Below are 21316 nucleotides of genomic sequence, written 5' to 3'. Positions count from 1 at the left end.
CAATGCCCGGGGTGGGATCAAAATCGTTGTGGTCAAATATGGAAATCCTAAATAGTCTTGACTCTTGTCTCTAAATAAAATAATATGAAAGATTTTGTAGAGCGGTTACTACCTCTGGAGCGCAATCTCTTCTTTGCCATGAACGGCTCAGACTCTCTATTCTTGGACAATGTGATGTGGACCATCAGCGGTCGCTTTATCTGGATCCCTGTTTTCCTCTTTATCCTTTTTCTCTTCTTCTACCGTGCACGCAGGAAAGAGGCTATTCTGGTAACTCTTTTCTTTATTCTTCTGTTTGTAGCTACAGACCAGATCTCATCGGGCTTCTTTAAGCCTTTCTTTGAACGTTTCAGACCCACTCATCATCCCGATTTCAAGGATATGGTAGATATAGTGAAAGGCTATAAAGGCGGTAGATACGGTTTTATTTCCGGCCATGCCACCAATAGTTTTGGAGTGGCCGTGTTTCTTTCACTGGTATTCCGTAACCGCCTTGTAATATTGAGTACGCTGCTCTGGGCCACGATCAACAGTTATACGCGCATTTATCTGGGAGTTCATTTTATCTCGGATATTATCGCAGGAATGGTTGTCGGAACGATAGTGGCATTTATTGTATACGCTATGTATGCGGCAACGCGGAATGCGGTGATCCATCCTCCCTCCACCCGCAGACAGAGTGCCTATGGAAAAAAGGAGGGGACGGTGTTGTCTGTTTTTATCATTTTATATTTGATCGTCATTACTGTTTTTAGTCCTTTTTTATCAACTTTACCTCATTGAAGACGTTATAACAACAGAGACGAAACATTTTGTAAAGATTTTAATATAAAAAATTTGGTTTCTCTGTTTTTTTGTGTATGTTTATGGCATGAAACGAGTGAGTGGATTATCAAATTGTATTATTAATAAATAAAAATAAAAAGCCATGGCAAGAACAATTACTTTTAACGAGTTAAGAGAGCTGAAAGACAAACTCCCTGACGGTAGTATCCACCGGATAGCCGAGGAATTGGATATGAAACCCGAAACCGTGAGGAATTATTTTGGTGGATACAATTATAAGGAAGGCAAAAGTGTGGGAATACATATTGAACCGGGTCCGAATGGTGGTATTGTTGTGCTTGATGACACCACAATTTTCGACAAGGTGCTCAGTATTCTTGGTCTTAAGGATTATCCGGAACCCGATTCGGTGGAAACCGAAGAGGTAGAATAAAAACAAAAACCCTTTATTGATTATTTTCAAATTCAATATGGGGTTTTTTTATCTTTGAATTATTACCCCGGCATTCGTGGGAGTGATTTCTTGTGGATGTATAAAATGATGATAGTATGGGAAAAGATAAAAAAAATAGTGATTCATACGATGAGAAATTGGTTACAGTGGCCATCCACACGTATGAAAGAGCGCATATGTTAAAATCGATCCTTGAATCAGAGGGAATTCCAGCGGTTATTCATGGTATAAAGTTGATCGATCCGGTATTGCCCGGGAATGTGCGTGTGCGAATAAATGAAAGCGATCTTCCCAAAGCACTCCGTATCATTGAAGAAGTGGATTTTACCTCAGTAGAGGGTGAGAAAGAACAGGTGAAAATCAAGAATGAGATCCTCATTCCGGTGGATTTTTCCGATTATTCCTTAGCTGCTTGTGAATTTGGATTTCGTTTGGCCAGTGATCTGGAGTGCAAGGTGAAACTGCTCCACGCTTTCTTCACCCCTTTCTATCCGGCATCGGTTCCCTTTGGAGATACTTTCACTCTCCAGACCACAGATAAAGACCTTTTTCAGGACGTTCGAAACAGAACCGAGCGGGAGATGCAGAATTTGGTAGAGAAAATCCAGAAAAGGATTGCTTCAGGATCTATACCCGATATATCTTTTAAGACTGCCCTGGTGGAAGGGTTACCTGAAGAGGAAATTATCACCTACTCGAAGAAGATGCGTCCGACGGCTATTGTAATGGGTACAAGAGGAAAGAATGCCAAGGAACTGGATCTTATCGGCAGTGTAACCGCCGAAGTGATGGAGGGCTGTAGGACGCCTGTATTTGCTATTCCGGAGGGAGCCAAGATAAGAAATCTTTTTGAAATGAAGACCATTGTTTTTCTTACCAATTTTCAGGAACGTGAGTTTCAGGCATTCGATATCATGATGACATTCTTGAAGCCATATCCTGTTAAAGTTTATCTGGCACATATAGCCAAAAAGGAAGACGTATGGAATGAAATCAAACTGTCAGGGGTGCAGAAACGGTTTTCCGACCTATACCCCCACCTACAGATCGAATATAAATTGATCGACCAAAATGAAGGGTTGGAGGTAACACTTGATAAGTTTGCAGATGAACACAACGTGGATATGATATCCTTGTCGAGTTCACGCCGTAATATTTTCGCAAGAATATTTAATCCTGGAATTGCGAGAAGAATGATTTTCCATTCAGATACACCCCTATTGGTAATAAAAGGGATTTAAATAAAAATAGGTAATGAGCTCAAAAATGGTTGGTGATTTCAGTTAAAATCATCATATATTTGTATCGAAGTTTAAGAGGAAGTAGGCTCTGCAGAGGTGCAACCTGCCAGCAATAAAACTTCGGATTATACGGTAAAAGCGGAGCGGGGAAACCCCTCCGTTTTTCTTTTACCGGTAATCCTTTTATGGCTAAGAAAACCTGTTACTCGTTGCTTTTAAAGTAGATGTACCACTTGATGTAATTTCTAAAATGTGCCTTGGACAAGCCCCTATGCAGGGACACGTTTTGTTTGAGGTGTCCGAAGAATGATTCCAGTCCGTTCGTCGTCTTGCCGATACGCGGATTGTCCAGGTAATGGAACATCTCGGGCAATGCCCTTTTGATGTGGATGAAGGCTTTCCTCACACTCTTGTGGGTATACCAGTAACGGCCGGTTTCTTTCTTGTAGCTTTTATGGTTGACAAAATCGCGGTGACGGTCGTACCAGCTGACCAGATCCACCACCCAATACCCCCATGCATCCCGGTTGTTTATCCTGTGCAACCTGCGGATAATCTCACGCAGCTCCACCCCCGCCTCACTTTGAGGATTACGTGACAGCCAGGTGAGCGTCTCGCGCTGGATATGGGCCAGACATCGCTGGATGACCGTATCCGGGGTAGTTTTACGTACCGCCTTGATGATATTGGTCAACCCGTCACAAGTGACACTTTCGATATAAATACCCAGCGAAAGAACATTCTGCAAGTCTTCCACCAACTCTTCAAACCACTCCCCGTCACCCAGGCGATAAAACAGGGTGACCTTTACATTGCTTTCACGGTACAGAACCAGGCATACCTTGTTGGTGAAATAAGTCCCGTCAATCAACAGGTTGACCTTTTCCCTATGGGAAATCTTCCATGAAGGATATTCGGACAGGTAGACTGAAAAATAGCGTTTCAAACTGCTGATGCTGTACCCACTTTGATTACTAAGCTGTTCAAGTGTCTGTTTGCCCGTTATCCAATGACGGAACCATACGAAACGGTTATGATGGCTCACCCTCTTGTTGGTCCAGGTTGACAGGGCCCCACAATCCTTGCAACGGTAACGTTGCTTACCTTCTCTCTGACCCCATTTTATCGTATTGCTACCCTTGCAGACCCAGCATTTTTTTTATTCATAATATAGAAAATTGAAAACGGTTTCAATTATTATAACTGAAACCGTTTACCAATATTGTTTTCAACCAGGTTTTACCAACCTTTTTTGAACATTATACCTAAAAATAGGCTGTTTCAAAATGAAGTTTTAACTTCAGTGAGACAGCCTATTTTCTATAGGATCTTTATACCCTAAATACCCAGTTTTGTTTTTACCTGTGCAGTAATATCTACGGCAGAAGGGGTAAAGTAGACAATGGGTGCTTGCATCGCAGAGATGTCATACACAAACGTGTATTTGTTCTCATCACCCACAGCTTTAATGGCATCCTTTATTTTTAGATTCACCGGTTCAAGCAATTGCTGTTGTAATTGTTGCATTTCCTGTTGTCCACCTTGCATTATGGTCTGATATCTTTCCTGCAACTGAGCCAGCTGTCTTTGCTGATCCTGTTTCATAGTTTCAGAAGTGGCAGGATTCTTTTCAAATTCTTCGCCTCTCTTTACGAATTCTTCCTCCAATGCCTGAAGTTTCTTTGTGATCTCTTCCTGCTTATTGGAGAGTTGAGTTTCAATACCGGAGCGTTCGGGCATTGCGTAGAAAATCTCATTAACATTGATAAGGGCGATCTTCACCTCTTGTGCCTTGACTGCTAAAGGAGCCAAAACAATAAATAAAACCAATAATTTCTTTAACATGATTGCTATTTCTAATTTTTTAGTTGGTAATTGGATAAAAAAACCGGCTACAAAGATAATCTATTTATTTTAATTATTTTAGTAACCTAACCTTGAAAGTACCTGATCACTGATATCAATGCTGGGTGAGGCAAAAATGATGGATGTGGCAGAGGCTCTGTCTACTACAATTGAATAGCCCGATTCCGCGGAAATGGCTTTAACCGCTTCGTAGATATCATCCTGGATGGGTTTGATAAGTGTTTCCTGCTTTTTGAACAACTCTCCCTGCGGACCGAAATATTTGTTCCTGAGTTCTTGAATGGCATTTTCCTTGGCGACAATCTCATTTTCACGTTTGGTCTTTTCTTCTCCTGCCAACAAGGCCAGATCAGCCTGATATTTTTTATACATAGCATCCACTATTGCTACCTCTTTGTCCACTTCACTCTGCCATTCTTTCGAAAATGACTCAAGTTGTTTATTGGCACTTTCGTACGCGGGAATTTTTTTCAGAATATATTCCATATCGATCAAGGCATACCTTTGTGCATAGGTGTTCCCTATCGCCAATGCCATGAATACTCCTACCAGAAAAAGTACTTTTTTCATATGATTCCATTTTTATGTTTCAACTTAGAACTAAGAAGTCTTGTATCTTGGTTCTTTTCTAAAGACGGTTACAGCAATAAAACGTTTACCGGTGGCACAATAAATTATGTTAAGCGATAGTTTTTTCTATTTTAGAGTTGGGTTGATTAGAATTCCTGTCCGATAATGAAGTGGAACTGGCCTTTACCTTTTTCTCTGGTACCTCGTCCGTATACCGAGTCGAACCCGTATGCCCAGTCAATTCCCATTAATCCGATCATCGGAAGGTAAATACGTGCCCCCACACCGGCCGAACGCTTCAGATCAAAAGGATTGAAATTTTTCATTTCTGTCTGCTTCCAGGCATTTCCAGCTTCGAGGAATGCAATGCCGTAGATAGTAGAACTGGGTTCCAGGATAAACGGGTAACGCATTTCAAGACCCAGGCGCGTATAGGCACGAGCTTGCGTCGCTACCGAGTTATTTTCATATCCACGCAACGCTATATTTTCGGTGGCGAAAGTACCGGTATAACCTGTCATTCCGTCTCCCCCTACATCGAATGTCTCGAAAGGAGTTTGCTTGTCACTATTATAGTGTCCCAGTAATCCGAACTCAACCCTGGTAGCCAGTACCGGCGTCCTTTTTATCGTTGAGGGAGTGAGTGGAGTAAAAGTACGTATCTTCAGTTTCCATTTATGGTATTCGTTCCATCTATATTTTTCCGGGTCGTTATATGCTATTTTTTTATAGTCTTTGCCGTCCCACAGCGAAAATGGAGGAGTAGCGTTCACACTCAGCGTAAACTGTGAACCGCTACGCGTGTAAATAGGGTTGTCGGTGGAGAAGCGGGAGAGAGTCAGTCCGAGGGTAATACTGTTACTTACCCCTGTCTGGAACAGGAAATTGTTATAGCTCCAGTTTTTCAATCCATAGAGTTGATAGCCTAATTCTGCCGTAAACTGGAAATAGTCATCAGGCCAATTGAGCCGTTTTCCGTATCCCAATGAGGCACCTACCATGTTGAAGACCTGATCGGGGTCGGATGCATATTGCATCGCATCCTCGTATCCGTAACCACCATATCCGTAGCCACCATATCCTCCGTAGCCACCATAATAAGGGTATCCACCATACATGTAGGGGTTGTTGTACATATTCTGGCTTAAGTACCGGTCGCTGATCCCGGTCATCCTTGAATAATAGACACTGAATGATAGATTATTGGGTCTTTTCCCACCAAACCAGGGTTCTATAAACTGAAACTGGTAAGATTGATAATATTGGCCATTGGTCTGAGCACTCAGTACCAGTGTCTGCCCCTCTCCCTGGGGAATGATACCCCTGTGCATAGAGGGATTCAGCATGTTTTGCAGAGAGAAGTTGTTGAGTCTCAAACTTAGTTTTCCCACTAACCCTGTCACTCCCCATCCGGCCGAGAATTCGATTTGATCGTTTCCTTTTGAAGTCAGTGGATAGGTAATATCTACAGTTCCGTCTTCCGGATTGGGCCGGATTCCGCTACCTATCCCCGATTGAAGTGCTTCCGGATCGAAGTGGCCTGTCTGAGAGATTTCACGCACCGAGCGCAGAAGGTCTTCCTTGCTGAATACCATCCCTGGCTTGGTTCTCAACTCGCGGCGGATGATATCTTCATAAAGACGGTCATTCCCCTGGATAATCACCCGTTTGATAGTTGCCTTGGATCCCTCGTGTACGCGTAGTTCCAGGTCCACCGAGTCATTTTCGATATTGACTTCTATCGGATCGATGTACGAGAACAGGTACCCGTTATTCTGGTAGAGGTTAACGGCTGCAGTTTCATCGTCTCTAAGCCTTTCCTGTAGTTTTTTCTGGTTGTAAATATCTCCGGGAGCCATGTCGAGGAGTTCTCCCAGTTTCGAAGAGGGATAATGCGTATTTCCCACCCAGTTAATAGAACGGATATGATAGAGAGGACCTTCCTCCAGTACTATGTCAATATTTACTGTTTTTTCATTATGTTTGTAAACTGTGTCACGAATAATCTCCGCATCGCGGTATCCAAATTCATGATATTTGCCGATAAGATTATTTTTATCCTCCTTATAAAGACTTTCAACGAACTTTTTCGAGCGGAAAAGGTTAATGAGCTTTCCCTTCTCGTTAGTTTTCTTCATCGCCCATTTCAGTTTACGTTCTGAGAGCGATTCGTTCCCCACAATGTTGATACTGTTTACTTTCAGTTTTTCTTTTTTATCGACATCAATCTCCAGTATTATCTGGTTTTTCTGTGTGTCGTCGGGACGTTGCATAATTCTCACCTCGGCATCACCAAATCCTTTTTCAGAGAAGTAGCTTTTGATAAGCACTTCGGCACGGGATATCTGGGGAGGGGTAATCTGATTTCCTTTCACAACTCCCATCTTCTTCTCAACATCCTCCTGTTCTCCCTTCTTCATACCGATATAACGGATATTACTCACACGCGGCCGGTCGGTAAGGCGTATCTCAAGCCAGACACTGTCACCCTGGACCTTCGACTTGAGTATCTTGATATCGGAGAAGAGCCCGTGTTTCCAGAACTTTTTAATGATATCGCTTATCTCCTCTCCCGGAATTTGTATCTCTTGCCCTTTGGACAAACCTGAAAAACCGACAAGGGTAAACTTCTGATCTTCATACATGGTACCTTCCACACCCGTTACATCGATATCAACGATGTAATATTTTTTTGGAGGATCGGTATAGTTCACGCTTATTTCACCGGGAATAGGCGAGGAAATGGTGTCATTGGTCTGCGCCATTGACACGAACCGCGACAGGGTGATAAATAACAGAAGTAAATAAGATATTTTCTTCAACATTGTAATATTTTCTTTTCTCTGACTCTTTTGTTCAGTGGGAGCTATTATTGTTTTCTCTCTCTATTTGTTCACTGATTTTACCGTATCTTCTCTCCCTTTTCTGGTATTCAAAAATTGCTTCATAGAGCGTTTCTTCATCAAAATCGGGCCAAAAAGTATCGGTAAAATAAAACTCTGCATAGGCACATTGCCATAACAGAAAATTGCTGATCCGTTGTTCACCTCCACTCCGAATCAACAGGTCGGGATCGGGAAGTCCACGTGTGGTAAGGTAATTGCCCAGGGTTTCTTCATCAATATCTTCTATCTGTATAACTCCTTTTATCGTGTCACTTGCTATTTGTCTCGCCGCTGTAGACAACTCCCATTTAGCGGAGTAGCTTAGTGCCAGTATTAATGTAAGCCTTGTACCTCCTGCCGTTTCCCTGATACATTCTTCCAGAGCAGTGCGTGCATATTCCGGTAGGCGGTTCCTGTCACCGATAGAACGGATAGATACTCCGTTTTTTTTCAAATCTGCCGTTTCCCTGGAGATAGCATACACCATCAGATCCATCAATCCACTCACCTCTTTGGAAGGTCGATTCCAATTCTCAGTAGAAAAAGCGTAGAGTGTGAGATTCCGTACCGAAGCTTTTGTTGCAGCTTCTACCACTCTTCTTACTGCATTAACCCCTTCTTTATGCCCTTCACCCCGTTCTAATCCCCTGGCTTTTGCCCATCGACCGTTTCCGTCCATAATGATGGCGATGTGCGTGGGAACGCGATTCTTATCTATCTTGTCAAACAACGACATCTTTTTCTAACGGATAAGTTATTAATTTCCGTGACAGGGATCTTCACGCCTGCTGAATTCCCATGTCAGGAATATCATCGTGAATGAATACCAATCCTGGTTTTTAAGAATACTACTCCGAATACCGTAGGGAGTGTCCAGATTCCATCCAGTGCCCTTTTGCGTAACGTCAAAATCGTCACTAAACAGTTTTCGCATCGAAAACTCAATACCGATATTCATCCTGTTTTTTAATTTATATTTAAACCCTATCCCTAAAGGAATATTTGCACCCATAAAAAACTTCTCTCCCGTTGCATAAGTCCCACCCACTCCTGTAAACAGGTAGGGAGTGAAAATTTTTGTCCCGAGATATGCATATCGGTCACTATACGGGAAAAAATTGAACTCCACTTGTATCCCTAATTCGGCCAGAGTACGGTGGAAAGAACCGTGGTGTGCAAACGGAAAGAGATTGCCTGAATCTTCGCTCTTCCCTGAAATGTTCCCGGCAAATATGTTGGCTTTGATACCCCAATGAAAATTGATGTTATATCTGAACAGGAATCCATTGGCAATGCCCGGATGAAGATAGAATTTCGTTCTGTTGACATCACCCATATAGAACGAAGTTCCCACTGCCCCCCCAATTTCATATTTATATTCCTGAGCGCAGATATTTGCGATGGATATCATTATGAAAATACCCGTTGCAAAAAGTGAGACAATGACAGATCTTTGATATACTCTCATTCTGTTTTGAGTTATATTGTCTCAACTCTAACGCAAATTTAGCATATAAATTGTTTAGAACAAAAATAAAGAGTAAAGAACAAAGAATTCCGTAAAAGTGGCTTTTTCTATCAATTCAGGATAAACTTATTGAGTCTACCTCTCCAAATATCCACAATTTGGGTATTGGTTGAGGATATTCCGCCGAATATCCATATATAGTGGTTTGTATCGGTAATTACCGATGCATTTGTCCTTACCGTAAAGTTGCTCGGGAATGATTGGTTCTCTCCGGATTTGATCCAATGAAGCCCCCAATTTTCTGAGTACATCAAAATATTTTTTCCGGATGATGATGAAACCAAATAGGGTTGGTTGTCATAGAAAAAAAGAGAGCTTCCCTTTATCGTTCCGTCTTCTGGCCTGTTGGATACGATATGTTTAATAATGCCATTATCCTGCTGTAATACCCAAATATCGTTGTTTTGAATATTGTTATTGGTAGTTCCACCTGAGAGGAAGATAAATTTGGTAGCATAGGAGATGCCACTCTCTACTTTTATTGCCGAGAAGTCTTTGACTGGTAAATTATCCGGTATGCGGTTCATCGGGGTGATATTTGAAAAGTCGGTATTTGCCTGGCCGAACTTAAGCTCTCCCTGATGATTTACCACTACCAGAATATTCCCGGGAGTGGTAAAGGGTAGTTCGCCGTAGAGCGCTACCACTTCATAATCAGTCTGAGTTGGAGTTATTTCCCAACTAGAACCGTTGGATGATCGATACACGTTGCCTGTAGTTGCATCCATTGCGTAGAGTGTATTTTCGGTAGCGATTAGCGACGAAAGAGTGAGAGTATTGGGTATATTATTGATTGATACCCACTTTTCTTTGTTGGTTGCCTCGGAGATCGGAACATAAACAGCTTTTATTTCTCCTCCGGAACGGTAATAGGTGAAAAACTTGTTATCGAAAGCAACGGTCTTCTGGCTTTCAACGGCACCAGCAATATAGTTTCCTTCAATTTTTTGCCATGAGATTATATAGGGGTCTGCCTGATGTATATTCAATTGAAAATCATATTCTTTTTGGGTTTTTCCGTCGGCTGCAGTGGTCTTGATTTTCCGTAACCGGGGTATGGCGATTGAATCCGATTCCCTCCAGTAGTACATGCTGTCTTTATCACTGTCCGGTTTAAAGAGCCCGATTTCTACCGCAGCAAAAGTATAATAATTATTGGGATTACTGGTGATGGATAGCTTTACACTATCTACATGAAACTTATAGGGAAGTGGTTTCTTATTGAATATTTTTCCATTTACCTGATCTATAGTAAAAGCAACTCCGGGCAAAAGGCTGGCTGTATCGGCTCTGGAGGATAATGAAAGACTATATATCTGGGGATCAGTAGGATATTCTATATTGTCGGATGAACCAAGACAAGAAGAGAATAACAAAATGTTCACGATAAGTACCGATGTCCAAAGGAAATATTTAGATATCATTTGTTTCAAAAATATTGTACGCCATAGTTAATTATGATATGCAAAAGTAGAAAGATTTTTCTCTATAACCATATTAAAATGAATATTTAATGAAAATTTCGAGATATTTTACTCTTTAAATGAAATTGCACCGATCCGGGATATTTTTTGGAAGAAGCTATCCTTCCTTCTATTAATGGCGCCTTTACTCCTGTATAGAGTTCTTTTTCAGATATTTCCACATATGCTTCGTCCCACATCTCCTTATCGATAAAAGAGGCCAGTAATTGAGCTCCTCCTTCTATCAGAAGGGAATGTATTTTTTCATCAAACAACCGATCCAGGAATTGTTTATTGGTATCACCCGAGAAGTCAATCTCTATATATTTGATATACTCTTTTTTCCCGGCATTGGTAGGAACGGATGCCGTGAAAACGATGATAGGCGCTGTTCCGTCGAACAAGGGTGCATCTGTGGAGATTTTATTTTCCCTGTCAATAACCACTCTTGTGGGATGATTCCCGAACCATTTCCTTGCTGTCAATTGAGGATTATCCAGAAGTGCGGTATTGGTGCCTACCATAATTCCTTCTATTTGTGTACGGAATTTATGTACGATAGTATGGGTAAGAGTATTGGAAATGATGACCGGCATCTTTCCATCACCCGGTGTACGGTGACGATCCATGAATCCATCACTGCTCTGTGCCCATTTTAAAATTATGTAGGGCCTGTTGTACAGCTGATTTACGAAGAATATCCTGTTAAGATCGCGGGCTTTCTCTTCCAGCATTCCCACCGCCACCTCAATACCGCTTTCTCTCATCATCGCGATACCTTTTCCCGATACTTTCGGGTTAGGATCACCGGTGGCCACCACTACGCGAGGGATCTTTTTTGTAATGATCAACTCTGCACAGGGAGGGGTTTTCCCATGATGAGCGCAGGGCTCGAGCGATACATAAAGCGTCGATTCCGGGAGCAGCGAACTATCCTTGACAGAAGCGATCGCATTCACTTCCGCATGTGCTTTTCCGTATTGACGGTGAAATCCCTCTCCGATGATTCGTCCATCATGTACCAATACAGCTCCAACTAGAGGATTGGGCTTTGTGAAGCCTTCTCCCTTGCGGGCAAGTTGAAGGCATCTCTCCATAAACAGCGGATTTAATTCCATTTTTCATTATCTTTACAAAATATTATGCACAATTCGGGTCGACATATCCAGCAAGAATTGGAAGGGCTCTACTCCATGCCGGAGATATCCGTTCTTACGCAACTTATCTTCAAAGAAGTATGCGGTAACTCTTTTATTGGTATGACGACAGACAAAATTAGTCATTTATCCGGTCCGCAGCGTAGGAAAACAGAAGATATTGTTCGTAGGTTGAAAACCGGGGAACCTATACAGTATATATTGGGAAAAACGGAATTTTACGGCTTGCCTTTTATTGTCACCCCCGATGTCCTTATTCCCCGTCCTGAAACAGAGGAGTTGGTGGAATGGGCTCTTTCCGGCAGCCGTAAAACGAACTGTTCGGTGTTGGACATTGGAACGGGAAGCGGTTGTATAGCGGTGACGTTGGCAAAGAAAATGAATAAAGCCGATGTGTATGCCTGGGATATATCGGAAGGGGCATTGGAAGTAGCCTCAGAAAATGCGCGCCTGAACGGTGTCAGTGTACATTTTTTGGTGCATGATATTTTTCAGCCTGTAGAGGATAATCCTGTTTTCGATGTGATCGTAAGTAACCCACCCTATGTGACTGAATCGGAAAAAGTGGATATGGAAGTGAATGTGCTGGATTTCGAACCGCATGTAGCCCTTTTTGTGGCTGACGACAATGCGTTGCTGTTTTATGAACGTATCGCTGATATAGCGCTTGTAATGCTGAATGACAGGGGAGAGTTGTATTTCGAGATCAATAGGGAGAAAGGATCGGAAATCTGTAATATGCTTCGGGATAAAGGATTTGAGTCTGTTGAACTGAAGAAAGATATTTCCGGCAATGAGAGAATAGTGCGTGCTGTAAAACCGGAGAGTCATGGATAGGAAAGACAGGATCATTACCGAAGAGCAGGCTTATACGAGTATGACGCGGGTTTGTTCGAAAAAGGAGTGCGCACCCTTCGACATAGAGCGGAAGCTGATACGAATGGGTTTCTCGGTGCAGGCTGCCAATAAGGTAATCAATCGGTTGAAAAAAGAAAAATATCTCGACGAAAAACGATTTATCCATAGCTATATCCACGATAAACTCCATTTTAATAAGTGGGGAAAGAGAAAGATTACACTCCTCCTGGAACAGAAACAACTGCCTCCTGACTTGATCGAAGAGATGTTTTCAGAGTTTTCCGACGTCGCGACCAGTGAATCGTTACAGCCGATACTGGAGAAGAAATGGAAGAGTGTGAAAGGGAAATCGGACTATGAGAAGCGTGGTAAGCTGATCCGGTACGCACTGGGCAGAGGTTTTACCATCGATGAGGTGATATCGTGGCTGAAAAAAATGGAAATAGGGGAACTCTTTGATGAGACGGAATGAGTTGCTGAATTCACTGATGTACCTTTTTTACCCGAATATATGCGTTGTTTGTGGCGGGGAATTGTTACCCGGCGAAGAAGGCGCTTGTCTGCAATGCCTGTACAAATTGCCGAAGACCCATAACTTCAAGGAACCCGATAATGATGCCGAGAAACTGATGGCTGGCCGTATCCCTTTCGAACGGATCGCCTCATACTGCGTCTATACGAAGGGAGGAACCCTGCCACCCCTGATCTATCATTTGAAGTATCGACACAATCAGCGTATCGGGCTCCTATTGGGAAGGATATTTGGAAAAGACCTCATAGGGAGTGATTTTCTCGATTCGATCGACCTGATAGTACCCGTACCACTTCATCCAAAGAAGGAAAAGGAAAGGGGATATAATCAGGCTGAAATAATTGCGAAAGGTCTATCTGAAACCACCGGCCTGCCTGTTTCTACGGGTAACCTGGTTCGGGTGGTGTACAATCCTACCCAGACAAAACGTTCCAAGACACAACGATGGGAAAATGTGAAAGATATATTCAAGGTAGCTGATCAGGCACTCTTTGAGGAGAAACACCTGCTACTGGTGGATGATGTGATCACCACAGGGTCAACGCTGGAGGCTTGCGGTGTAGCGCTGCAGGAGTGTAAAAGGGTGAAAATCAGCATTGCTACGCTTGGGGAAGTCTTTTAACCCTTTTTTTCGTGAAAATGCACACAAATATTTTTGAAAAAGCGTACTTTTGTGGTTAATCTGCGGAAGTGCGGATAAAGAAAAAAGTTATCAAACCGCAAGGTTGAAAATTTGTTTAGATAGATCACTGATAGGAAAAAATGAATTAATCGTATGAATACGTTACAGAAATTAACAGCCGAAAAGCTTCTTAGAATTAAAGCCATAAAATTACAGCCGTCTAACCCGTTTACGTGGGCTTCAGGCTGGAAATCGCCCATATATTGTGATAACCGGAAATTGATGTCCTATCCGGCCATCCGTAATTTTGTGAAGGTGGAGTTTGCCCGTCTTGTCCTAGAGAAATATCCGCAGGCTGATGCTGTAGCAGGAGTTGCTACGGGAGCTATTGCACCGGGCGTATTGGTGGCCGACCTGCTCGGCTTGCCATTCGTCTATGTCCGTTCTGCACCGAAAGATCACGGGCTGGAGAATATGATCGAAGGTGACCTGAGGCCCAAACAGAAGGTGATTGTGATCGAAGATCTGGTTTCTACAGGAGGTAGTAGTCTGAAAGCGGTAGAAGCTATTCGGAACAACGGGTCGGATGTCCTTGGCATGTTGGCTGTCTTTACCTACGGATTTCCTTATGCTGAAAAACGAATGCATGATGCACGGGTAGAACTCACCACACTTTGTAACTATGACGCTATTCTCGATGAAGCACTGGCTACCGATTATATTGATGAATCGGAGTTACTGACGCTGCAGGACTGGCGCAAAGATCCTGAGAACTGGGGACAAACCGTAAAAAAGAGCAAGAAATGACCGAGTTTACCAGTGAGGTAAAGACCATATTACACAGCGACACAGATGTGTTCCGTGTGCTTTCCGACCTTCGGAAGCTTGAGTTGGTAAAGGATAAAATCCCCGAGGATAAACTCAAGGACTTTTCTTTTGATGAAGACAGCGTCTCATTCCGGGTAGATCCGGTGGGGACAGTGACTTTTCTTGTCGTGGAGCGCGAGCTGAATAAACTGGTAAAGTTTAAGTCGGATAAGCTCCCTTTTGATGTTTTCCTGTGGATACAACTGATAGCGAAAGGTGAGAGGGATACCCGGCTGCGGATGACGGTTAAGGCCGACCTGAACCCTTTTATCAGGGGAATGGTTGAGAAACCCATGAAAGAAGCAGTGGATAAGATTTCCGATATGCTGGCACAGTTGCCTTACGATCAGATCTGATCCTGCTGCTTATCCTCATGGCTTTTGGCAAAAAATACCCTTTCTGATAGGGTTTAAACGGGATAGGTCAGATCCAGTTCCGTTTTTTCACCCTTTTTCATTTCTAACGGCACGAACCCGTTCTCAATCGGGAGTTCTCTGCCGTTTTTCTTTATTGCTGTTACACCGTCAGGTACTTTCAACTGAAAATTGTTGTCAGTTTTTGCGTGCAGAGTTAATCGGGTTATTCTGCCTTTTTCCCATGCTGCATCTACTTCGGCGCCTCCCCTTACACATAACCCTTTGAAACTTCCTTTTGACCATCCTGTAGGCAAAGCCGGCAACAGTTGGATATATCCACTTTGGCTTTGTATCAGCATTTCGGCAATTCCTGCCGTACCTCCGAAATTGCCGTCTATCTGGATGGGGGGATGAGCGCAGAACAGGTTGGGATAGGTTCCGCCTCCACCACTCATTCTTATTTCGCTTCCCGATGTCGGTTCCAGCAGGCTTTTTAACAGCTTATAAGCACGGTCGCCATCGTGCAGACGAGCCCAGAAATTCACTTTCCATGCACGTGACCATCCTGTGCCGGCATCACCGCGCCGGTTAAGGGTTTTGCGTGCTGCGTCGGCCAAATCGGGAGTGGTGATGGGAGATATTTGGTTGGAGGGGTGTAATCCGTAAAGATGTGACACATGCCTGTGTTGCGGATCGACTTCTTCATAATCTTCAAGCCACTCCTGCAAACGTCCGTCGGGGCTGATCTGCATGGGTGGGAGTTGTGGAAGTACTTCCCTGATCTTTGCGGTAGATTCATCTTCTATGCCGAGTATTTCTGCCGCGGAGAGCATATTGGTGAATAGTTCCCTGATTATCTGTACGTCCATTGTGGGGCCCATACAGACGTTTACGGCATCCCTGGTTCCGGGGAGGTAGAAAGCATTTTCGGGAGAAGAGGAGGGAGCGGTTATCAGCCATCCCTGTTTCGGTTCCCGGATCATACTGCTCAGGAAGAAATCGGTCGCTCCTGCCAGTACGGGATAGATAGATTTCAGGTATTCCTTGTCCCGGGTAAAGGCGTAATGCTCCCAGAGGTGTTGACACAGCCAGGCACCCCCGGTGTTGGTCGACCCCCATGATGCATGTTCGCCGGGTGCGGTAAATTGCCAGGGATTGGTCATCATATGCGCTACCCATCCTTTGGCTCCATAAAAGGTCTGCGCCGTTTTCTCGCCTGAGGGCACGAGTGATGCTGTGAAATCGGATAAAGCTTTATGTAACTCTGACAGGTTACACACCTCTGCCGGCCAATAATTCATCTGTACGTTGATATTTAGGTGATAGTCGCCGTTCCAGGGCGTTTGTACCGTATTGGCCCATAATCCCTGCAAGTTGAGCGGCAGGTTGCCTTCCCGTGCACCGCAGATCATCAGATAACGGCCGAATTGAAAATAGAGGGCGGCAAGCGCCGGGTCATCGTCCGATTGGAACCGGATAAGGCGCTCGTTCGTAGGTGTTGTGTTGTCCTGTTCCCCGAGGTTTAGCTCTACCCGGTCGAATTTTTCCTTATAGACTTCGATATGGGCTTTTTTTAACCGGTTGTATGGATTGTTTTTCGCTTGTGCCAGCAACAGTTCGGCAGATAGCGAGTAAGTGGTGTGGTTCTCCTTGTCGAACATGTCGGTAGCGTTGGAGATAAGGATAATCGCTTCATCCGCATCAGACAATGATAATGAATGGGCGGATGGTGTCAGTTTGCCTCCTTTGTTCACAATCTCCAATTGAGTGAGATAGCGTACTCCATTTTCACCGTTATGGCCGTCGTTCAACTCTCCTTCCATGTATAGTTTATTCTCCTTTACCGAGACAGTAGCCCTCTCCGGCCTACTCATCTTGACATCAAAAGATAATGATTTTTTCTTATCGGCAGTCAGCCGGATAACGAGCACATCATGAGCATGAGAGGCGAAGTATTCACGGGTATAGGCGATGCCATTCTTGCTGAAGTGAGTCGTGGCTATCGCATCATTGAGAGAGAGCGTTCTTTCGTAATGGCTTACACTGTCCGTTTGTGGATAGCTGTAAGTGATATGCAGATCACCCAGCATCTGGAAACAGCCATAAGGGGCATCTTTCCCGTTACCGTGGTCGGAACCCAGTCCGCCGCAGCGGAAGTGCCGATACATCAATTGCTGTGCATCACGATTCTTGCCGGCGAGTAATAATTCCCGGATTTCCGGTAGATAATTGATCGCTTCCGGGCTGAATGCCTCGGAATCTTTACTCCCCGACCACATGGTGATATCATTCAATACGATGTGTTCGGTGTCGATACCTCCGTCGGGCATCATGCCGATCCGTCCGTTGCCCAGTGGAAGGGTTTCTTCCCATACGCTTGCCGGTACATTGTAACGCAGAACAAGCTTTTGTTTCTTGATATCACCCGTAATGCATTGTATCAATACGCAGGAAAGCAGGATCGGTAGTAAGAATACATATTTTTTCATGAGTCAGTTTTTAGCATATTATTTCAGGAACAATTCGATCACAGGCAGGTCACTATTCGGACGTTCTACGGGAAGGTTCAGGATAACATCGTTTTCTTTTGACGTTTCCACTATATGGCTGCCGGATTGTGTTTGCGAGTGGAATTTAACTTCCGAAGCGTCATTCAACAGTTGCACATATTTGATCTTGTCTCTCATTCCCGGTAAGTGGAGTGATTTGAAAGGCCACTCCAATACATGGATATAAAGCCTGTGAGTCTGTGGATTATAAGTCATAAGGCAATTCTGTGGAGCCTTGTACTCATCTGGCGCCTGAGTACAGCCATAGATCGACCGGCTATGAAATCTCATCCATTCGCCAATACCGTCGAGGCGTTCATTGGCACGATCATCAAACACTCCTCGCGCTGTGGGTCCCACATTCAGGAGCAGGTTACCACCCTTGCTGACAGCTTCGACCAGCATGACAATCAACTGATGAGTACTCTTCCACGAATATTGGTCGCGATAATAGCCCCATGAACCGGAAAAAGTCTGGCAGGTTTCCCACGGCACACGTTCTCCGTCGACAGTCGGCCATTCCTGTGGCATGAACTGTTCCGGCGTAATATAATCCCATCCCCAGTCGGTATGATCCAGGTCCATCCGGTTGTTGATGATAATCTGTGGTTGCAATTCGCGGACAAGTCTTGCCAGTCCTTCCGAATCCCAATCCTTATGGCCTTTACCTCCTTCACCGGGATAAGAAAAATCCATAAACAGTTCGTCGATCTGACCAAATTGAGTCAGCAACTCCCGTAACTGGTCTTTCATATATTGCCGGTAAATATTCATATCCCGCTTTTCATTCTCTTTCTGTCGTTCTTCCTGATTCGTCGGAACAGGGGGATGACTTCGGTCGAAAGCAAAGTGCGGATGGTGCCAGTCGATCAACGAATAATAAAAGCCGATCCGTATCCCCTCGGCACGGAAAGCCTCCACAAAAGGTTTTATAAGATCTTTTCCGTAAGGCGTATTGGTCACTTTATAATCAGTGTATTTGGAGTCCCACAGGCAAAACCCGTCGTGATGCTTGGTGGTCAGTACGACATACTTCATGCCCGCCTTCTTTGCCTTGGCAGCCCACTCTTTTGGATTGTAGAGATCGGGGTTGAAATGATCGAAGTATTTTCGGTATTCGGCAGCGGGAATTTTTTCGTAGAGTTGTACCCATTCGTGTCGTGCCGGCAAGGCATATATTCCCCAATGGATGAACATGCCGAACCGGTCATGGGTCCACCATTCCATCCTTTTAGCTTTCTCGTCTCCGGTTTCACTCCATGCTTGTCGCTGTGAAAAAATAAGACTGTTGTTAACGATTGTAGAGAAGAGGACAACTAAAATTATTCCTTTCGTATTCATAGTGGAAATATTTAATTACAAAAAATCAAGTTCTGCAATAGCTATAGATTTCCCGTTCCCGGCGACAGCAGCGCTTTGTAAACGTATATAACGGGTCGTAACCGGCTTGGCGAATTGATGTGTCCGTGGGGTCGGGTCGTTGATCAGGTTCCCGAACTCAAAGGTTTCCACCGTTTTCCAGTTTTTTCCGTCGGCACTTACCTGGATATTTCCTCCCGCCATCATTCCATCGCCATGAAATGTTTGTGGGGTGTAGACCATCGCTTTCAATTCATACTCCTTCCCAAGATCAATGGCGATAAAGTGGGTGCTACCCTCCTGTGATTGCCAGTAAGAACGGTTATTTGCATCAAAGGCATTCAGGGCAGCGGTACGATCGCTTCGTTGGCTGCTGGCACCGAGTAACGTCCAATCTTTTTTCACTATACCGAAAGCTTCACTGTGTATTGTCCCTGGTGCCCCGTTGTTGAACGAGACTGCTTTCAACAGCTTATTCTCCACCTTAACCGGTTCCTCATATTTGGGAGAGTTTTGTGTAGGCTCCGATCCGTCAAGGGTATAGAATATTTCGTATCCGGTATTCAGGTTCCCCGCTGCATTATGACCGTGGGGATTCCAGTTGAACTCTGTCTGTAGCGGAGCAATGGTGACCATCCCCTCTTTATCGCGTGTAAACGCCAGTTGTGGCGGGCGGGTATGGTAATAGTGGGCAGATATATGGCTGATCGCGGGATCGAGTCTTGACTCCAATATCCGGATACGGAGTTTATGGGTGGTAACCTCCGGAAAACGTAAAATGCGTTTATATCCGATATTGGTTGCCGTGGCAATCTCTTTCCATTGATTGTCTATCCATGCATCCAAAGCGTGCTGCTCCACCCGTTCACTATGGGTGGCGACGGCTTCCTGCAGTATCAATCGGTTTATAGTCGCAGGAGCGGGTAGTGTGACAATGATCTCGCGTTTGTTTTCAGTCAATAACAGATATGTGTCCGGATTAGTGTCCAACACCTGCTTTGGTCCTTTAGCCCCTTTCAGCAGGTTTATTTCGTAGGTTTCTTTTATCCGCTTCCCTACTTCTTCCAGCACTTCCACATCCCTGGCAGAGAATTTACCTTCACGGTTGGGCGGGATATTCAACAACAATGTGGAGTTGCCACCTACAGAACGTTCGTAGATATCGAATACATCATCGGCACTCCGTACCTTTTGATGGGTATCGTCACGATAAAACCACCCTTCACGGATGGAAGTATCGGTTTCACCCTGTTGGTAATGAAGGTATTTTCCTGCATATAGTTTCTCCCGTGAGCCGAGGTCGGTATCGGTCAGATCCGGGAAATGAGTAGAGGTGCGGGGATCCTCAGGATAGGGGATTATATTCCACTCCGTCTCTCGTGTAGCACCTGCTTCGTTACCGCACCACCGTGTATCCTCACGTCCGAAAATGACCGCTTTGGGTGCTAACGTGCGGATCAACTCTCTCCACGCCGGATAATTGTATTTCTGTCCTCCTTTGGTTTTGGGGTGTGCACCGTCAAACCATACTTCATGGATTTCTCCGTATTCGGTCAATATTTCGAAAAGTTGATTCAGGAAATATTCATTGTAGTCATCTACTTCAAATTTGAATGTGGCCTTGTTTTTGAACGGACGACCCGGTATCTCGCGCGGGATAGTTCGTTGGGTATATTCACTCAGGTTGCCGTACAACCCCTCGGGACTCTCTATCTGGTAGAGATCAGCAGGAGAGAGGTAAACCCCCAGTTTCAACCCATATTTATGGCACGATTCAGACAGTTCTCTGAGAATATCTCCTTTCCCATCGAGGAATCCGGACGACATAATCCCATGATCGGTATACCGGCTTTGCCAGAGGACGAAGCCATCATGGTGCTTGACAGTGAGAATGACCATTTTCATGCCGGCAGCTTTCATGGTCTGGCACCACTGGTCGGTATCGAGGGTTTTCAGATCAAAGATGGCCGGATCTTCCATTCCGTTTCCCCATTCCTTACGGGTAAATGTGTTGGGGCCAAAATGGATGAAAGCGATGAATTCGTTTCTTAACGCATCCAGTTGGTTCTCTGTAGGAACCACATGGGCTGCTTTTTCTATGATGACTTCTTTACTGTCTCCCTCTTCTATTTTGATGGTACTTTGGGGTGTGATGGAACTTTGTGGTTCCGTCCGGCACGATAGAAGCAGGATGCCGATCAGGAATAGAATTGTTTTTTGCAT

At 44.3% G+C, this 21316-nt stretch carries 18 protein-coding genes and 1 pseudogene; 8 read left to right on the top strand and 11 right to left on the bottom strand.

Translation table 11 applies throughout. The annotated features are described in order from the left end of the window. The first annotated feature begins 84 nt into the window (after nucleotides 1-84). The 3 genes from VB073_RS04315 to VB073_RS04305 all read left to right on the top strand — a co-directional run bounded on the left by VB073_RS04315 (nucleotide 85) and on the right by VB073_RS04305 (nucleotide 2481). Nucleotides 85-783 (top strand): phosphatase PAP2 family protein, encoded by a 699-nt coding sequence (locus tag VB073_RS04315; RefSeq protein WP_323402914.1) that lies wholly within the window; start codon nucleotides 85-87, stop codon nucleotides 781-783. Nucleotides 784-928: 145 nt separating this feature from the next. Beyond that, nucleotides 929-1219: a DNA-binding protein gene (locus VB073_RS04310; protein WP_323402913.1), complete on the top strand. Its 291-nt coding sequence runs from the start codon at nucleotides 929-931 to the stop codon at nucleotides 1217-1219. Nucleotides 1220-1335: 116 nt separating this feature from the next. After that, nucleotides 1336-2481, top strand: coding sequence for a universal stress protein (locus tag VB073_RS04305; protein ID WP_323402912.1), 1146 nt, complete (start codon nucleotides 1336-1338; stop codon nucleotides 2479-2481). Nucleotides 2482-2683: 202 nt separating this feature from the next. On the opposite strand, the pseudogene VB073_RS04300 reads toward VB073_RS04305, so the two are convergent. From VB073_RS04300 to ribD, 8 genes and pseudogenes are all read right to left on the bottom strand, one after another. Further along, nucleotides 2684-3625, bottom strand: a pseudogene (locus VB073_RS04300) (IS256 family transposase, variant Zn-binding type); the annotation flags it as partial. 194 nt (nucleotides 3626-3819) lie between these two features. Continuing rightward, the gene (locus VB073_RS04295) at nucleotides 3820-4326 is read right to left on the bottom strand and encodes an OmpH family outer membrane protein (RefSeq protein ID WP_323402910.1); all 507 of its coding nucleotides are present in this window, start codon (nucleotides 4324-4326) and stop codon (nucleotides 3820-3822) included. 78 nt (nucleotides 4327-4404) lie between these two features. Continuing rightward, nucleotides 4405-4917, bottom strand: coding sequence for an OmpH family outer membrane protein (locus tag VB073_RS04290; protein ID WP_323402909.1), 513 nt, complete (start codon nucleotides 4915-4917; stop codon nucleotides 4405-4407). Between the two features lie 146 nt (nucleotides 4918-5063). After that, nucleotides 5064-7742 carry a BamA/OMP85 family outer membrane protein gene (locus tag VB073_RS04285; protein WP_323402908.1) on the bottom strand — a complete coding sequence of 893 codons (2679 nt, stop codon included), beginning with the start codon at nucleotides 7740-7742 and terminating at the stop codon, nucleotides 5064-5066. 31 nt (nucleotides 7743-7773) lie between these two features. After that, a complete protein-coding gene (locus VB073_RS04280; RefSeq protein ID WP_323402907.1) occupies nucleotides 7774-8538 on the bottom strand; it encodes an isoprenyl transferase in 765 nt (254 codons plus the stop codon). 21 nt (nucleotides 8539-8559) lie between these two features. Continuing rightward, nucleotides 8560-9270: a DUF6089 family protein gene (locus VB073_RS04275; RefSeq protein ID WP_323402906.1), complete on the bottom strand. Its 711-nt coding sequence runs from the start codon at nucleotides 9268-9270 to the stop codon at nucleotides 8560-8562. 110 nt (nucleotides 9271-9380) lie between these two features. Then, nucleotides 9381-10754 carry a DUF6242 domain-containing protein gene (locus VB073_RS04270; protein ID WP_323402905.1) on the bottom strand — a complete coding sequence of 458 codons (1374 nt, stop codon included), beginning with the start codon at nucleotides 10752-10754 and terminating at the stop codon, nucleotides 9381-9383. A gap of 86 nt (nucleotides 10755-10840) precedes the next feature. After that, nucleotides 10841-11911 (bottom strand): bifunctional diaminohydroxyphosphoribosylaminopyrimidine deaminase/5-amino-6-(5-phosphoribosylamino)uracil reductase RibD, encoded by a 1071-nt coding sequence (gene ribD, locus VB073_RS04265; RefSeq protein WP_323402904.1) that lies wholly within the window; start codon nucleotides 11909-11911, stop codon nucleotides 10841-10843. Nucleotides 11912-11935: 24 nt separating this feature from the next. Here ribD and prmC point away from each other — a divergent pair, with 24 nt between their 5' ends. The 5 genes from prmC (at nucleotide 11936) to VB073_RS04240 (ending at nucleotide 15185) form a co-directional block, all read left to right on the top strand. Beyond that, nucleotides 11936-12787 (top strand): peptide chain release factor N(5)-glutamine methyltransferase, encoded by an 852-nt coding sequence (gene prmC, locus VB073_RS04260; protein ID WP_323402903.1) that lies wholly within the window; start codon nucleotides 11936-11938, stop codon nucleotides 12785-12787. Further along, a complete protein-coding gene (locus VB073_RS04255; protein ID WP_323402902.1) occupies nucleotides 12780-13280 on the top strand; it encodes a regulatory protein RecX in 501 nt (166 codons plus the stop codon). The genes prmC and VB073_RS04255 overlap by 8 nt, the downstream gene beginning before the upstream one ends. Next, entirely contained in the window at nucleotides 13267-13962 is a 696-nt protein-coding gene (locus tag VB073_RS04250; RefSeq protein ID WP_323402901.1) for a ComF family protein, read from the top strand. Before VB073_RS04255 ends, VB073_RS04250 begins: the two co-directional genes overlap by 14 nt. A 153-nt stretch (nucleotides 13963-14115) precedes the next feature. Continuing rightward, on the top strand, nucleotides 14116-14769 hold the full coding sequence (gene pyrE, locus VB073_RS04245; protein ID WP_323402900.1) for an orotate phosphoribosyltransferase: 654 nt from the start codon (nucleotides 14116-14118) through the stop codon (nucleotides 14767-14769). Next, the gene (locus VB073_RS04240) at nucleotides 14766-15185 is read left to right on the top strand and encodes an SRPBCC family protein (RefSeq protein WP_323402899.1); all 420 of its coding nucleotides are present in this window, start codon (nucleotides 14766-14768) and stop codon (nucleotides 15183-15185) included. The genes pyrE and VB073_RS04240 overlap by 4 nt, the downstream gene beginning before the upstream one ends. Nucleotides 15186-15238: 53 nt before the next feature. Here the strand turns inward: VB073_RS04240 and VB073_RS04235 are convergent, their stop codons facing one another. From VB073_RS04235 to VB073_RS04225, 3 genes are read right to left on the bottom strand one after another with little or no spacing between them, the layout of a single operon-like run. After that, on the bottom strand, nucleotides 15239-17674 hold the full coding sequence (locus VB073_RS04235) for a glycoside hydrolase family 95 protein (protein ID WP_323402898.1): 2436 nt from the start codon (nucleotides 17672-17674) through the stop codon (nucleotides 15239-15241). 18 nt (nucleotides 17675-17692) lie between these two features. Then, entirely contained in the window at nucleotides 17693-19075 is a 1383-nt protein-coding gene (locus VB073_RS04230) for an alpha-L-fucosidase (protein ID WP_323402897.1), read from the bottom strand. A gap of 15 nt (nucleotides 19076-19090) precedes the next feature. Continuing rightward, on the bottom strand, nucleotides 19091-21316 hold the full coding sequence (locus VB073_RS04225; RefSeq protein WP_323402896.1) for an alpha-L-fucosidase: 2226 nt from the start codon (nucleotides 21314-21316) through the stop codon (nucleotides 19091-19093).

It is taken from the genome of Proteiniphilum sp. (genome assembly GCF_034927365.1).
In the GTDB taxonomy this organism is placed as follows: Bacteria; Bacteroidota; Bacteroidia; order Bacteroidales; family Dysgonomonadaceae; genus Proteiniphilum.
The sequence above is the reverse complement of the archived record's forward strand: the minus strand, read 5'-3'. Positions and strand labels throughout refer to the sequence as shown.

Excerpts from the sequence above, each read along its gene's own strand:
- VB073_RS04250 (WP_323402901.1), top strand. The coding sequence starts at position 13,267 with ATGAGACGGAATGAGTTGCTGAATTCACTGATGTACCTTTTTTACCCG.
- VB073_RS04305 (WP_323402912.1), top strand. The coding sequence starts at position 1,336 with ATGGGAAAAGATAAAAAAAATAGTGATTCATACGATGAGAAATTGGTT.
- VB073_RS04255 (WP_323402902.1), top strand. The coding sequence starts at position 12,780 with ATGGATAGGAAAGACAGGATCATTACCGAAGAGCAGGCTTATACGAGT.
- VB073_RS04290 (WP_323402909.1), bottom strand. The coding sequence starts at position 4,917 with ATGAAAAAAGTACTTTTTCTGGTAGGAGTATTCATGGCATTGGCGATA.
- VB073_RS04280 (WP_323402907.1), bottom strand. The coding sequence starts at position 8,538 with ATGTCGTTGTTTGACAAGATAGATAAGAATCGCGTTCCCACGCACATC.
- VB073_RS04240 (WP_323402899.1), top strand. The coding sequence starts at position 14,766 with ATGACCGAGTTTACCAGTGAGGTAAAGACCATATTACACAGCGACACA.
- ribD (WP_323402904.1), bottom strand. The coding sequence starts at position 11,911 with ATGGAATTAAATCCGCTGTTTATGGAGAGATGCCTTCAACTTGCCCGC.
- VB073_RS04230 (WP_323402897.1), bottom strand. The coding sequence starts at position 19,075 with ATGAATACGAAAGGAATAATTTTAGTTGTCCTCTTCTCTACAATCGTT.
- VB073_RS04225 (WP_323402896.1), bottom strand. The coding sequence starts at position 21,316 with ATGCAAAAAACAATTCTATTCCTGATCGGCATCCTGCTTCTATCGTGC.
- VB073_RS04235 (WP_323402898.1), bottom strand. The coding sequence starts at position 17,674 with ATGAAAAAATATGTATTCTTACTACCGATCCTGCTTTCCTGCGTATTG.
- prmC (WP_323402903.1), top strand. The coding sequence starts at position 11,936 with ATGCACAATTCGGGTCGACATATCCAGCAAGAATTGGAAGGGCTCTAC.
- VB073_RS04310 (WP_323402913.1), top strand. The coding sequence starts at position 929 with ATGGCAAGAACAATTACTTTTAACGAGTTAAGAGAGCTGAAAGACAAA.
- VB073_RS04315 (WP_323402914.1), top strand. The coding sequence starts at position 85 with ATGAAAGATTTTGTAGAGCGGTTACTACCTCTGGAGCGCAATCTCTTC.
- VB073_RS04295 (WP_323402910.1), bottom strand. The coding sequence starts at position 4,326 with ATGTTAAAGAAATTATTGGTTTTATTTATTGTTTTGGCTCCTTTAGCA.
- pyrE (WP_323402900.1), top strand. The coding sequence starts at position 14,116 with ATGAATACGTTACAGAAATTAACAGCCGAAAAGCTTCTTAGAATTAAA.
- VB073_RS04275 (WP_323402906.1), bottom strand. The coding sequence starts at position 9,270 with ATGAGAGTATATCAAAGATCTGTCATTGTCTCACTTTTTGCAACGGGT.
- VB073_RS04285 (WP_323402908.1), bottom strand. The coding sequence starts at position 7,742 with ATGTTGAAGAAAATATCTTATTTACTTCTGTTATTTATCACCCTGTCG.
- VB073_RS04270 (WP_323402905.1), bottom strand. The coding sequence starts at position 10,754 with ATGATATCTAAATATTTCCTTTGGACATCGGTACTTATCGTGAACATT.